The 13285-nt window shown below is 63.3% G+C and carries 15 protein-coding genes; 10 read left to right on the top strand and 5 right to left on the bottom strand.

Annotated features, from left to right (window positions below):
* Positions 1 to 142 precede the first annotated feature (142 nt).
* The 6 genes from WS51_RS02095 (at position 143) to WS51_RS02070 (ending at position 7128) form a co-directional block, all read left to right on the top strand.
* Positions 143 to 1213: an FUSC family protein gene (locus WS51_RS02095; protein ID WP_059450500.1), complete on the top strand. Its 1071-nt coding sequence runs from the start codon at positions 143 to 145 to the stop codon at positions 1211 to 1213.
* A gap of 327 nt (positions 1214 to 1540) precedes the next feature.
* Complete coding sequence (gene argG / locus WS51_RS02090; RefSeq protein ID WP_059503747.1) at positions 1541 to 2878, top strand: argininosuccinate synthase; 1338 nt, start codon at positions 1541 to 1543, stop codon at positions 2876 to 2878.
* 490 nt (positions 2879 to 3368) lie between these two features.
* A complete protein-coding gene (locus WS51_RS02085) occupies positions 3369 to 3995 on the top strand; it encodes a LysE family translocator (protein ID WP_069228527.1) in 627 nt (208 codons plus the stop codon).
* 14 nt (positions 3996 to 4009) lie between these two features.
* Positions 4010 to 4771 (top strand): class I SAM-dependent methyltransferase, encoded by a 762-nt coding sequence (locus tag WS51_RS02080; protein ID WP_069228526.1) that lies wholly within the window; start codon positions 4010 to 4012, stop codon positions 4769 to 4771.
* A 183-nt stretch (positions 4772 to 4954) separates the two neighbouring features.
* Positions 4955 to 6250 (top strand): O-acetylhomoserine aminocarboxypropyltransferase/cysteine synthase family protein, encoded by a 1296-nt coding sequence (locus WS51_RS02075; RefSeq protein WP_059450495.1) that lies wholly within the window; start codon positions 4955 to 4957, stop codon positions 6248 to 6250.
* A 152-nt stretch (positions 6251 to 6402) separates the two neighbouring features.
* A complete protein-coding gene (locus WS51_RS02070) occupies positions 6403 to 7128 on the top strand; it encodes a ZIP family metal transporter (protein ID WP_059848040.1) in 726 nt (241 codons plus the stop codon).
* A 10-nt stretch (positions 7129 to 7138) separates the two neighbouring features.
* Here the strand turns inward: WS51_RS02070 and WS51_RS02065 are convergent, their stop codons facing one another.
* The gene (locus WS51_RS02065) at positions 7139 to 7636 is read right to left on the bottom strand and encodes a hypothetical protein (protein ID WP_230938195.1); all 498 of its coding nucleotides are present in this window, start codon (positions 7634 to 7636) and stop codon (positions 7139 to 7141) included.
* A gap of 33 nt (positions 7637 to 7669) precedes the next feature.
* On the bottom strand, positions 7670 to 7945 hold the full coding sequence (locus tag WS51_RS02060; RefSeq protein ID WP_059793341.1) for a DUF4148 domain-containing protein: 276 nt from the start codon (positions 7943 to 7945) through the stop codon (positions 7670 to 7672).
* 938 nt (positions 7946 to 8883) lie between these two features.
* On the opposite strand from WS51_RS02060, the gene WS51_RS02055 reads away from it, so the two are divergent.
* From WS51_RS02055 to WS51_RS02045, 3 genes are all read left to right on the top strand, one after another.
* Positions 8884 to 9996 carry an aromatic ring-hydroxylating oxygenase subunit alpha gene (locus tag WS51_RS02055; RefSeq protein ID WP_069228525.1) on the top strand — a complete coding sequence of 371 codons (1113 nt, stop codon included), beginning with the start codon at positions 8884 to 8886 and terminating at the stop codon, positions 9994 to 9996.
* Positions 9997 to 10070: 74 nt separating this feature from the next.
* Positions 10071 to 10406 (top strand): DMT family transporter, encoded by a 336-nt coding sequence (locus WS51_RS02050; protein ID WP_059770665.1) that lies wholly within the window; start codon positions 10071 to 10073, stop codon positions 10404 to 10406.
* 83 nt (positions 10407 to 10489) lie between these two features.
* The gene (locus tag WS51_RS02045) at positions 10490 to 11158 is read left to right on the top strand and encodes an NBR1-Ig-like domain-containing protein (RefSeq protein ID WP_059770496.1); all 669 of its coding nucleotides are present in this window, start codon (positions 10490 to 10492) and stop codon (positions 11156 to 11158) included.
* Positions 11159 to 11185: 27 nt separating this feature from the next.
* Here WS51_RS02045 and WS51_RS33130 read toward each other — a convergent pair whose 3' ends face one another.
* From WS51_RS33130 to WS51_RS31865, 3 genes are all read right to left on the bottom strand, one after another.
* Complete coding sequence (locus WS51_RS33130; protein WP_155773555.1) at positions 11186 to 11410, bottom strand: hypothetical protein; 225 nt, start codon at positions 11408 to 11410, stop codon at positions 11186 to 11188.
* A 474-nt stretch (positions 11411 to 11884) separates the two neighbouring features.
* Positions 11885 to 12169, bottom strand: a complete 285-nt coding sequence (locus tag WS51_RS02040) for a hypothetical protein (RefSeq protein ID WP_069228524.1) — start codon at positions 12167 to 12169, stop codon at positions 11885 to 11887.
* Positions 12170 to 12452: 283 nt separating this feature from the next.
* Positions 12453 to 12734: a hypothetical protein gene (locus WS51_RS31865; RefSeq protein WP_059798373.1), complete on the bottom strand. Its 282-nt coding sequence runs from the start codon at positions 12732 to 12734 to the stop codon at positions 12453 to 12455.
* Positions 12735 to 12980: 246 nt separating this feature from the next.
* Here WS51_RS31865 and WS51_RS02030 point away from each other — a divergent pair, with 246 nt between their 5' ends.
* A complete protein-coding gene (locus tag WS51_RS02030; protein ID WP_060271298.1) occupies positions 12981 to 13271 on the top strand; it encodes a DUF4148 domain-containing protein in 291 nt (96 codons plus the stop codon).
* Positions 13272 to 13285: the final 14 nt, after the last annotated feature.

Raw genomic sequence — 13285 nt, 5'->3', positions numbered from 1 at the left:
GCGCCGCGCGGCCGTGGACAGCCCGCGCGTGTTCGGCTAGCGTTACGTCAGCCGCGCGTGCGGCGCGGCGCCGGCCCGCGCGGGCCGCCCGCGCGTATCCTGGCCATCCCGCCGGCCATTGCGCCGGCCACCCCGCTCCGTCATGAACGCCCAGCTTCCTGCCCGACTGCCGCCGCTCCTGCGCCACGCGCTGCGCCCCCTGCTCGACCCTTACCGCCGCTACCAGCATGCGAAGCTGATCCATGCGGCGCGCGTCGCGCTCGCGATCCTCGTGTCGATCGCGTTGTCCACCGGGCTGCGCGTGCCGCACGGCGAATGGTCGACGATCACCGTGCTGATCGTCGTCGGCGGGCTGCAGCATCACGGCAATATCCGCAAGAAGGCGGCCGAGCGCGCGCTCGGCACGTCGATCGGCGCACTCGCGGGGCTCGGGCTGATCCTGCTCTACTCCGTCCTGCACGCACCGCTCGCGATCTACCTGCTGATGGCGATCGCGTGCGGGGTCTGCGCGTATCACGCGATCGGCAAGGCCGGCTACATCGCGCTGCTGTCGGCGATCACGATGGTGATCGTGGCCGGGCATGGCGACAATGAGATCGTCGACGGCCTGTGGCGCGCGGTGAACGTGCTGACCGGCATCGCGATCGCGCTGGCGTTCTCGTTCGCGCTGCCGCTCTACGCGACCTACTCGTGGCGCTACAAGCTCGCCGACGCGCTGCGCGCGTGCGCGGCCGTGCATGCGCGGCTCGCGGGCGACCGACAGGTGAGCGACGACGCGCACCTGAAGGAGATGGCCGCGCTGAGCGCGCTGCTGGTGCAACTGCGTTCGCTGATGCCGTCGGTGTCGAAGGAGTGCGACATCTCGATCACGCACCTCGAGGCGATCCAGCGCAGCCTGCGCCTGTGCATCGGCTACCTGGAGATCCTGTCGAGCGCGGTGCCGGCCCGCGACGACCTGGCTGCCCGCGAATACATGCGCGACGAAATGAAGCCCATGAACCGGCGCATCCGCGACACGCTCGTCGGCGCGAGCCGCGCGCTGAAGTTCGGCACGCCGAGCCGGCTCGCGGCCCGCCGCCGTTTGGCCGAACCGCCGCACGACATGCCGCCGCCGCAGTTGTCGGGCTACGTATCGATCACGGCCAAGCTGGCCGGCGAAGTGGACCAGTTGCGCGAGAAACTGCTCGATACCGCGCAGGCATGGAATATCTGAAGGGTGCGCGGATGCCGGCAGGCGTCGGCAAACCTTTCAAACTCCCTTCATCGAGGCAGGCGGGTACCTGACGAAGGCCACGTGCCGGCCGGCCGATCCGGCCCCGGAAACCAGGCCCGCGCGGCGGCGCAATTCCGCCGGTTTCAACAGCCGCCCGGGTCGGCTCCCGGTGGATTCTCCGGCCCGTTAATCGCCCGCCAGGCCCGCCGCGACGGGCGCGGCGACGTATTGGCGCGAAAATCAGGTCTTGCCCCAACTTCCCGGACAGCCGATACTCGCATATTCCGCGAAATACGATCCCACCGGCTTCAATCCACGGTAATTCCTATGAGCACGATTCTCGAAAGCCTCCCGACCGGCCAGAAGGTCGGTATCGCCTTCTCCGGCGGCCTGGACACCAGCGCCGCGCTGCACTGGATGAAACTGAAGGGCGCCGTCCCGTACGCATATACGGCGAACCTCGGCCAGCCCGACGAAGACGATTACGACGCGATCCCGAAACGCGCGATCGAATACGGCGCAGCCGGCGCCCGCCTGATCGACTGCCGTGCGCAGCTCGTCGCCGAAGGCATCGCCGCGCTGCAAAGCGGCGCGTTCCACATCACGACGGCCGGCGTCACGTACTTCAACACGACGCCGATCGGCCGCGCCGTGACCGGCACGATGCTCGTCGCCGCGATGAAGGAAGACGGCGTCAACATCTGGGGCGACGGCAGCACGTACAAGGGCAACGACATCGAGCGCTTCTACCGCTACGGCCTGCTCGTGAACCCGGATCTGAAGATCTACAAGCCGTGGCTCGACCAGACGTTCATCGACGAACTCGGCGGCCGCGCCGAAATGTCCGAATTCATGAACCAGGCCGGCTTCGCGTACAAGATGTCGGCCGAGAAGGCGTATTCGACCGATTCGAACCTGCTCGGCGCGACGCACGAGGCGAAGGATCTCGAAAGCCTCGAAAGCGGCATCAAGATCGTGAACCCGATCATGGGCGTCGCGTTCTGGCGCGACGACGTGAAGATCGCCGCGGAAGAAGTCACGGTGCGCTTCGAAGCGGGCCAGCCGGTCGCGCTGAACGGCGTCGAGTTCAAGGACCAGGTCGAGCTGCTGCTCGAGGCGAACCGCATCGGCGGCCGCCACGGTCTCGGCATGAGCGACCAGATCGAGAACCGCATCATCGAGGCGAAGAGCCGCGGCATCTATGAAGCCCCGGGCCTCGCACTGCTGTACATCGCGTACGAGCGCCTCGTCACCGGCATCCACAACGAAGACACGATCGAGCAGTACCGCGAGAACGGCCGCCGTCTGGGCCGCCTGCTGTACCAGGGCCGCTGGTTCGACCCGCAGGCGATCATGCTGCGCGAAACGGCGCAACGCTGGGTCGCGCGCGCGATCACCGGCGAAGTGAAGATCGAACTGCGCCGCGGCAACGATTACTCGATCCTGAGCACGAAGTCGCCGAACCTCACGTATCAGCCGGAACGTCTGTCGATGGAGAAGGTGGCGTCGACGTTCTCGCCGCGCGACCGGATCGGCCAGCTGACGATGCGCAACCTCGACATCACCGATACGCGCGACAAGCTGCGCGTGTACACGCAAGTCGGCCTGCTGACGCCGGGTGAATCGTCGGCGCTGCCGCAGATCAAGGGCGACGGCGAGCAATAAGCTGCGTCGTTCGACGCCGGGCGCGCAGCCGATACGCGCTCCGGCCGGGCAAGCCGCGCAGGCGTCTTTGCATGCGCGGCTTGCCGTTTCCCCTCCGCTTCCCCCCTTCCTGCATTTCCCGCCATCGCATCACGCCCGCGTCGCCGGCGAACGGCGCTGCATAAGCTGCTGCGTTCATGGCAAGCTGCCAGTCGTTCGAATTCCGGCGCGGCTCATGCCCCCTCACCGTCATTCGCGTGAACGGCCCGCCGCCCCCGCCAAGGTTGCCGATCGATCTTGATCATCGCGATCCCGGCGGCCACGCCGGCGCCCGATACGGGCGTTCGTGAATTTTCCGATCGGGAATCGGGCGGATGACAGGCGGCAGGCGGAGCGGCCATCGGTGGCCGAAACGCTGATATTCTGTCTGGCGAATCGACCTCTGGATGATCGGAATATCCGCGCTGCCGCATCATCCCCCCGCCGCTGCGCCAACCTTGCCGGAGCCGCCATGTTCGACCTGACCACGCTGACCACCTTCACCGCCGTCGTACTCGGTCTGTTCCTGATTCCCGGCCCCGCCGTGCTGCTGGTGCTGAGCCGCACCGTGCAGGGCGGCCGCAAGACCGGCATCCTGACCGGCCTCGGCGTCGCGAGCGGCGACTTTGTGCATACGCTGTTCGCGGCGGTCGGGCTGTCCGCGCTGCTGATGACGTCGGCGCTCGCGTTCAACATCGTGAAACTGGCCGGCGCCGCGTACCTGATCTACCTCGGCGTGCGCGCGCTGCTCGACCGGCCGTCCGATCCGTCGCTGCCGAAGGTGGCGCCCGTCACGCCGCTGAAGGCGTACTTCCAGGCGATTCCCGCCGAAGTGCTGAACCCGAAGACGGCGCTGTTCTTCCTCGCGTTCATGCCGCAGTTCGTGCATCCCGAACGCGGCTCGATGTTCGTGCAGTTCGCGGTGCTCGGACTGATCTTCGTCGTGCTCAGCTCGCTGTACACGACGCTGATCGCGTGCTCGATCCGCCCACTCGGCCGCCTCGTGAAGCGGCTCGCGTGGCTCACGCGCTGGCAGGGCAAGATCATCGGCTCGATCTTCATCGCACTCGGGCTGCGCGTCGCGGTGCAGCAGCGCTGACGCGCGCGATTCGCATGACGTCCGACGCCGCAACCACCGGCGAAATCCTCTACACCGACCCGCGCCTCGTCGCGGTCTACGACCGGTTCAACGCGGGCGATCACGACTTCGCGTTCTACGCATCGCGCATCGGCGCCACGCGGCAACGGATTCTCGATCTCGGCTGCGGCACCGGCACGTTCGCGCGCCGGCTCGCGGCGGCCGGGCACGACGTCGTCGCGATCGATCCTGCGCCCGCGATGATCGACCATGCGCGACGCCAGCCGGGTGCCGCCGCGGTCGGCTGGTTCGCGTGCGATCTCGGCGGCCTGCCGCGCGGCGCACCGTTCGACATCGTCGTGATGACGGGGCACGCGTTCCAGTGCCTGCTGACCGACGCGGACATCGACGCGACGCTGCGCGGCGTGCGCCGCGTGCTGGCCGACGGCGGCCGCTTCCTGTTCGACACCCGCAACCCGCGACTCGCGCCGTGGCGCGGCTGGACACCGCAGGCATCCACGGCCCGCATCGAATCGCCGGATTTCGGCATCGTGGAGCTGCACCATGCGGTCACGGCGATCGACGGCGCGATCGTGTCGTTCGACACGATCTACCACTTTCATCGCGACGATACGCGGGTGAAGAACACGAGCCGGCTGCGCTTCGTCGCGCAGCCGGAACTGCAGACGCGCGTGGCGGCTGCCGGCTTCTCGTCGGCGCAATGGTGCGGCGACTGGCAAGGTGCGGCGTTCGATGAATCGGCCAGCGCGGAGATCATCGCGATCTGCCACGCTTGAATGGTCGATCGGCGCGCGCCTGACGACGTCGCGCGCAGCGTTTCCCGCACGCTGTCCCAATCGAGCCCGGACCGCGCCAGGTGCTTGCGCAACCGCCCCATAAGCAACCAACCATTCGTTCTAAAGGCGGCAGCACACCGCTCCTATAATCGCTCGACCACGACAACAACGAACGGAGCACCCATGACCGATCAGGCCTCTTCGAATTGGCGCCTCGAAACCATCGCCGTGCACGGCGGCTATCGCCCCGACCCGACCACGCGCGCGGTTGCGGTGCCGATCTACCAGACCGTTGCGTACGCATTCGACGACACGCAGCACGGCGCCGACCTGTTCGACCTGAAGGTCCAGGGCAACATCTACACGCGGATCATGAACCCGACGACCGACGTGCTCGAGCAGCGCATCGCCGCGCTCGAGGGCGGCATCGGCGCGCTCGCGCTGGCGTCGGGCCAGGCGGCGGTCACCTACGCGATCCAGACCATCGCCGAAGCCGGCGACAACATCGTGTCCGCCAGTTCGCTGTATGGCGGCACCTACAACCTGTTCGCGCATACGCTGCCGCAATACGGCATCACGACGCGCTTCGCCGATCCGCGCGACCCGGCATCGTTCGAACCCCTGATCGATGCGCGCACCAAGGCGATCTTCGCGGAATCGGTCGGCAACCCGCTCGGCAACGTGACCGATATCGCCGCGCTCGCGGAAGTCGCGCATCGCCACGGGATCCCGCTGATCGTCGACAACACGGTGCCGTCGCCGTATCTGCTGCGCCCGTTCGAACATGGCGCGGACATCGTCGTGCACTCGCTGACGAAGTATCTCGGCGGGCACGGCACAAGCCTCGGCGGCGCGATCGTCGATTCGGGAAAGTTCCCGTGGGCGCAGCACGCGGATCGCTTCAAGCGGCTCAACGAACCCGACGTCAGCTATCACGGCGTCGTCTACACCGAAGCGTTCGGGCCCGCTGCCTATATCGGCCGCGCGCGGGTCGTGCCGCTGCGCAACATGGGCGCGGCGATCTCGCCGTTCAACGCGTTCCAGATCCTGCAGGGCATCGAGACGCTCGCGCTGCGCGTCGAGCGCATCAGCGACAACGCGCTCAAGATCGCGCAGCATCTCGCGCGCCATGAACACGTCGAATGGGTGAACTACGCGGGGCTGCCCGATCACCCGGATCACCCGCTCGTCGCGCGCTACCTGTCGGGCCGCGCGCCCGGCATCCTGACGTTCGGCGTGAAGGGCGGCCGCGACGGCGGCGCAAAGTTCCAGGACGCGCTGAAACTCTTCACGCGGCTCGTCAACATCGGCGACACGAAATCGCTCGCGACGCATCCGGCGTCGACGACTCACCGTCAACTGTCGCCGGCCGAACTCGCGAAGGCCGGCGTGAAGGAGGAGACGGTGCGGCTGTCGATCGGCATCGAGCACATCGACGACCTGCTCGCCGATCTCGATCAGGCGCTCGCGCAGCTGTGACCCGACGCGGGCGCCAACGCGCCCGCATCAAATGTCTTGACCTTGAAGCGGCTTCAAGGTGTTCAATCCCCGGTTGATGCCGGGGCGATGCCCGGCGCAAAACCGTCGCGCGCCGCGGTACCCTCGGCGGCGTGCTCCACCGCCGAGGCCACATGACACCGACCGAAAAGCTTGCACTCCTTACGTTACCGCCGCTGCTGGCGGCCTGCTTCGGCGCCCTCGCCGCCGCATGGCGCGCGCCGGGCCCGAAGACGTCGAGCGTCATCCAGCATTTCACCGGCGGCATCGTGTTCGCGGCGGCGGCGCTCGAGTTGCTGCCGCAGGATCGTGCGCACGCGCTGTTTCCGGTCGTCGTCGGCTTCGTGCTCGGTCTCGCGCTGATGCTCGCAATCCGCGCGCTGTCCGGCGCGGTCGAAACGCGCTTCGAGGACGCGCGGCTGCCGGTCAGCCTGATCATCGTCACCGCGATCGATCTCGTCGTCGACGGCCTCGTGCTCGGCATCGCGTTCTCGGCGAGCGACGAAAGCGGCATCATCCTGACCGTCGCGCTGACGCTCGAAGTGCTGTTCCTCGCGCTGTCGGTCAGTGCGGCGCTGGCTTCGGCAGGCGTCGGCCGCTTGCTCGCGATCGTCGTGCCCGTTGCGCTGGCCGCGTTGCTGAGCCTCGCGGCCGTCGTCGGCAATGCGGTGTTCGCGGGGCTGCCCGCGAATCTGTACGCGGCACTGCTCGGGCTCGGCACGGTCGCGCTGCTCTACCTCGTCACCGAGGAACTGCTCGTCGAAGCGCACGAAGTGCCGGAGACGCCGTTTGCAACCGCCGCATTCTTCATCGGCTTCATCGCGTTCTTCCTGATCGAAGGTTCGGTAAAGGCCGGCTGATAAGCGAGCTTCACCACGTCGTCGCGGCCGTCGGATACGCGTCGACGATGCGCGTGCCGTTGGCGGGCGTCACGCCCTCGTTGCGCAACGCGGTCCACAAGTCGATTGCATGTTCGCGCGACTTGCGGCTGCCGTCGTCGGTCAGCACGTTCAGCGCGATCACTTCGTCGCGCGTGGTCAGTTGCAATTGCTCCTTCAGTTTGCGCGATTGATGCGAGGCCGTGCGGACTTCCCGGAGCACGATTCGCTGCTCGGCGAGCGGCGCGGGCACGCCGCCCGCATCGACGGGCACGAACGTCAGCAGTCCGTTGCCGACTTCGCATTGCCCGCGCGCAAACGTCGCGCTCCACTCGCCCGCCGGCACGATTGTGAACTCGCATCGCATCCGTTCGCTCGCGCGGCGGCCGACATCATGCTCCGATGCATGCGACAACGCACGCTCCGGCCAGCCGGCTGCCATCACGGTCGACGCCGTCAGGCATGCGGCCAGTACGATTGCTTTCATCATGTTGCGCATCGTTCGCTTCTCCCCGCAAACATGTCAACGCAGCGCGAAGCTGCTGTCGTGCGCATCGACGACCGGCGCCGATTCGCCGCGATGGACCGTCGCGCGATGAATGTCCTGATTGCGGGCGATGGTGGCCGGGCTCGGCGGGTAGTCGTGCTTCGGACTCGGAATCACACCATCGTGGCGGGCGCGCAGCAGTTCCTGGCGCACTTCCTGTCGGGTCCTGGACTGTGCGGCGGCAGACTGCGAGAAAGCGGTGATCGCCAGCGCGGCAACGGCGATAGAAATCACGGGGCGTCGAATGTTCATGGGCTTCAATCCTTGTCCGGAATGGATAACGGGTGTTCAAAGATTGATCTGCCGGCGGTGCGCGATCGTGAACACGGGATGACGATTTCGTCATCGCTCGCGCTTCGTCGACTATCAGGCAACGGCGAGCAGCGCACGGCGCGCGGCGGTGCGCAAACGACATAGGCGTCGATCGGCTCCTGCAGTTGGGGCAGCACGCGCACACGATGCACGTCAATCTCCGGCGACGCCATCACTTCCGATCAAGGCAACGGCAACGCCCGGGCACGGGCATGACGAAAATTTCATCTCCGGGTCAGGCTCCCGATGAATCGTGCCGCTACCATCGAATGCGTGACGGGGATGCCCCGTTGCAATCCACGCAAGCGTATCGTCGTCGCACGGCGCGATCACGCGTTGGGCCCGGACACTGTGAGTGCCGGGCTTTTTTTTCGTTCTTTGCGGGATTGTGTGGGGTGGCTGCGGTTGCCGAGCCGGAGCGTTCGGTAGGAACTCGCAGAAAAGCGGACGTTCGTCCCTCGGGCACGTCGCCGAACACGAACTGAGCGATGCAGCACTGAGTGGCTGCTCAAATGAAATGACGGGCTTGCAACGCGTTCATCGCGGCGACTCCAAGTCGAACTGGCTCAATCTGTTCGGGCAAGCCAAGAGACGTTGCGATTCTGGCAAAAAGCATCGCGCTCCGCTTTCGATGCGAATGCAAGAGCGGAGGCAATGTTCTCAAGTGCATTCACGTCGCCGTCCCCCGTGTGCAAGCTGCTCCGCCGATCGATGGTTTCGATTGCGCTCCAACGGCTCTCATTCAGTGTCTGCTCTAGAAGACACATGTTCAATGAATGTACTAATAGCCGTCATATGCTGAGAATCTACTGGCTAACGAGGGTCCACAAGTGTCGAAAATCGATTTCAACGCCGTTCAAAGCGGAACGCAGGAAGCCATGCACCCCCAGCTTCCTCCACGAGCCTATTTCAGCGAAGCGCTTCTGAATTTCGAGATGGACAGGATATTCGCGTCTCGACCGCAATATGCAGGGCACGAATTACTGGTGCCGAATCTCTATGATTACTGTAGCCTGCCGCATCACAATCATGGACTAATGATGGTGAGAAACGAATCTGGCGTTGCCGTCCTCTCGAACGTATGTCGACACCGCCAGGCAACAATCATGAAGGGGCGCGGCAACGCGCGGCGATTATCTTGCCCCATGCATCGTTGGACATACGATACCAATGGAGGTTTATCTCATGCGCCGAATTTTTCAGCGGATCAGTGCGCACATATAAAACTGCAGAGATTCCAAACGGAATCATGGAATGGTTTACGATTTATCGGACATCCTGAAAAGTTAAGCGAGCTAAAAGAAATCCCTCAGGAAATCCAGGGGCTAGTTAATTTTGATGATTATTACTTCGGACACGTGGAAGAACATGACTGCGCCTACAATTGGAAGACGTTTGTCGAGTTCTATCTTGAGGATTACCATGTCGCCCCATTTCATCCCGGATTGGGACGCTTTGTTTCATGCAACGATCTAAAGTGGCATTTTGGCAAGAATTGGAGTGCTCAGACGGTAGGATTCCACCGGAACTTGCAAAATCCTGGCGAGAGCGAGGTATACCGCGCCTGGCATGATGCCGTCCTGAACTTCTATGCGGGCTCGCTCCCGTCGGTGGCTGCGATATGGCTAATGATCTATCCGAATGTAATGATAGAGTGGTATCCGATGGTATTGGTGATATCGACGATCTATCCCAGCGGCGCAGATTCCTCGAAGAATATCGTCGAGTATTATCATCCCAAGGTCCTTCTTGAACGCGCCAACGGTCAAGCAATGGCCGAACTCGCCGCCCAAGCGTACCTCGAAACCGCTTTGGAAGATAATGAGATCGGTGTGCGGATGCAAGAAGGACGATATGCGTTATTCAAGCGTGGCGCGACTGAAACAGGCCCGTATCAGTTGCCATTGGAATCCGGCATGGAACATTTTCACAGATACCTCCGCCATGAGCTCGGGTTTGCAGCATTGCTTAACTCCATCGAATCGGTATAATTGTGGCCGTCCGGGGTACCGCTCCCGAAAATCTGCAGCGCTCGGTACAAGCGCGCAATCTGGAGCGGCATTCCATGGACGCCACATCTCCCCTCCTTAGCTGGTTGTTTGTTGCCGCCAGCGTCGTCGCCGAAGTCGCCGGCACTGTTGGCCTTCGATATGCCGACGGATTCACTCGACCGCTTCCCTCAATGAGCGTTGTCGTGCTCTACGGCCTGGCAATATGGCTAATGTCCTTGGCAATAAGGCGGCTCGAAGTCAGTCTCACTTACGCGCTATGGGCCGGGTGCGGTACGGCACTTACCGCGCTGGTCGGTATCCTGTTTTTCAATGAATCGGCCAATACGCTACGGTTGCTAGGATTTGCGTTCATCGTAGTAGGCGTGGCTACATTGAACCTCGGTTCTTGATCATGACGGCGTTATCAAAGCCCGGCGAATCGGTTCCGGTCTCACGCGGAAGAAATGAGCGAACGATCTCGCGAGTCGGGCAAATGGATGCTCTGCTGTCTCGCCGTGCCCGTGAACTTGGCAAAACCGTCAAGGAATTGGCTACCGATGCCGGCTTGACGCGCACATATCTCTACAAGCTCGCTTCAGGCGACACTCGAGATCCCTCGATCAGAACCCTGATCCGGTTGGCCGTTGCGCTCAAGATATCGCCGATACAACTGTTCCGATACTTCGGCTTGGGCGAGGATTCCGATCGTCACGATGCCGGGTTATCGCGGGAGTTGGTTCGCGCCGACGGTATCCATAATGCGGATGACTCGATCGAATTCACTTCGGACGTCACCGTGCCCGACCATTCGATAGTGCATGCAGGCGAGTCGTTTCGAAAAATCTGGAAGGTGCAGAACACCGGTCGAGTTCCGTGGCGGAAGCGTCGGCTGGTCAGAGTTGATGAGCAATACGTGATTGCGCGCCGCGGCGAGGATGGCTCGTTGCTGCCTATCGTGCCGAACTACCTGACGTCCTTGACAAATTCGGTTCCGATTCCCGAGACGTTACCGGGCGGAATCACCGAAATCATGGTGGACCTTGTGGCCCCTCCAGAGCGATGCTCGGTGGCCTCCATTTGGCGAATGGAATTTGACTCCGGGACGGCGTGTTTCCCTTCGTCATTCTTTCTTCAGGTGGTAGTGACCGTCATATCAAGCTGACGCGAGATCAATGATGCGAGACTGGTCTTATTGCTTGCGCTTTGTCGTGAACTTTCCGGCCTGGCAAAATTTGCGAAACACTAACTCGCGTGCGTCGTCGCGGTCAGCGTATGCATACCCGGTGGCCGATGCGAGCATCACCGCGCGCGGCTGCAACGTGTTGCCGTTCGTCGCGTCGATTCGACTGCTCTTCCTCGGTTTCTCGGGTCTCACGATCAGCCCGTGGCCGCACGCAGCGCCGCCGTTGGTCATTCGGCGTTCGGCGCATCCGCACGGTTACTCCTGGTAATCGTTACCGCGTTCATATTGCCGGTGCTACTTGATCCACCCACAGACGCGCAATGCATTGTCCCGGCTCGCGAATCGTTGCCTGTTTTGAAGACTCCTATGTTCCGTGCTTTCCGATACAGCAGCACCAGCACGTCATCAGACTATTCGAGACGCACCAAGCTTCCCGGCAGCCTATGCACGCGCTTGAACGGACGGGAAGTTACCTATTCGTTGCGGCCGGTCAGCCAGGGTCGTGCTCAGCGGCACCTTCAAACGTGTAGCGGCCGTCCGACTGCCTTAGCGACGCAACGGACGAATGACGCTTCGTGGTGGAACCCGACGCATCGCCGGTTACGTCGCACGCTTCGAGCGCGTATTCTGCGAAACGTGTCAACTGACTGCCGAGTCGAGAGGACGACTGCTGCAAAGTCGTCCGACATCTCGCCTGACGCGTATTCAACGCCGCTGCGTAATCGGACCCTCGGCGCCAACTGTCCCGACGGTGCCGACGTCGCCACCGACGGTGATCGGCCCGCGGGCGGAGATATTGCCGGCCACCGTCAGCGAACCGTCGACAGTCACCGGCCCGAGAACGACGAGCGATCCGTCGACGCTGAGCGGCCCCGTGACGATCGGCTCGGCGTGTCCTGACGTGAAAAAGACAGAAGACGCCAGCAGAAGCGAGCCCGCCATGGCCCTCGCTGCCATGCTCGTTCCTCGCTCCAGCTCGAAGCGTTTCATATGCGTTCCTGATCGATGCAACCTGCGCGAACATCAGCGGCCTGCCGAAGCTGGACCGAGCGATATTCTCCAGTCTAGTCATGGAGCTGACGAACACAAGCGGCATCGATCGATGGCGCGACGGGCACGATTCGTGACTGAACGTCTACTGTGTAATGAGAAGCGACCGTCAAGCGTCTGCGCGCGCATGTCGGTGAATGACGGGTACCGGACGAGCAACGGCGTTCTTTCCCACATTCCTCGGAAATCCGCAACGCATCCCGTTTCGCGTATGTACGACCAATCACCGTCTCGGAAACAGGCACGGATGCGTCTTCACATAGAAATTCGGATTGCCGCAGCGATGCCCCGCATAGTCGATCTGCCCCTCGGATATCGAACCGGCGGACTCCACATCGCGCTTCGCTTTCGGCACCGCCGACCCAACCATTTCGGTTTCCCTATGAACTGAAGCACACGCGGCGAGCAACGGGGCGAACAACAAAGCAAGCAACGACAAGCGAATGGCGGAACGATCCACGATTTGGTCCGGAGCAAAAATCCAAACAAGGCCGTCCGCTTCCATACGAGCTCAGTGGACGGTGCGCATGCCGGCGACACGATCTGTCGCCGGCATGCGTCATGCTCCGCCTCCCGCTCATCGCACACATGACCCGAACATGACGATTGCGTCATGCGGCCGGCCCCGCACGTTGCACACACCGCCGCGCAATCTGACGCACTTTTCATTTCCCGATCACGGCCACGCTCGGCTGCGTTCGCATACTGGTTCCATGGATCGCCACCCGGCGGCCTCATCAAGGAGAGCTCCATGAAAACGGTAAAACTCGCTGCGCTGTTCGTCACCGCGACGCTGTCGATCGGCATCGCGACACAATCCGCATTCGCGCAAACGCAGACACAGACGCAGGGCAAGACCCGCGCGGATGTCGTCAACGAACTGAAGCAGGCGCAGCACGATGGCACGGTGCCGACGAGCAAGACGCAATACCCGCCGACCAGCGAGATCGTCGCGCGCAACAAGGAGCTTCACGGGATTTCGGTGCATGCCGGCGAGAAGGCGCCGCAGGCCGACAATCACGACAACCTCGCGACCCGCTGATGCCGGTCACGCGC

It is taken from the genome of Burkholderia territorii, assembly GCF_001718335.1.
Classification (GTDB): Bacteria; Pseudomonadota; Gammaproteobacteria; order Burkholderiales; family Burkholderiaceae; genus Burkholderia; species Burkholderia territorii.
The sequence above is the reverse complement of the archived record's forward strand: the minus strand, read 5'-3'. Positions and strand labels throughout refer to the sequence as shown.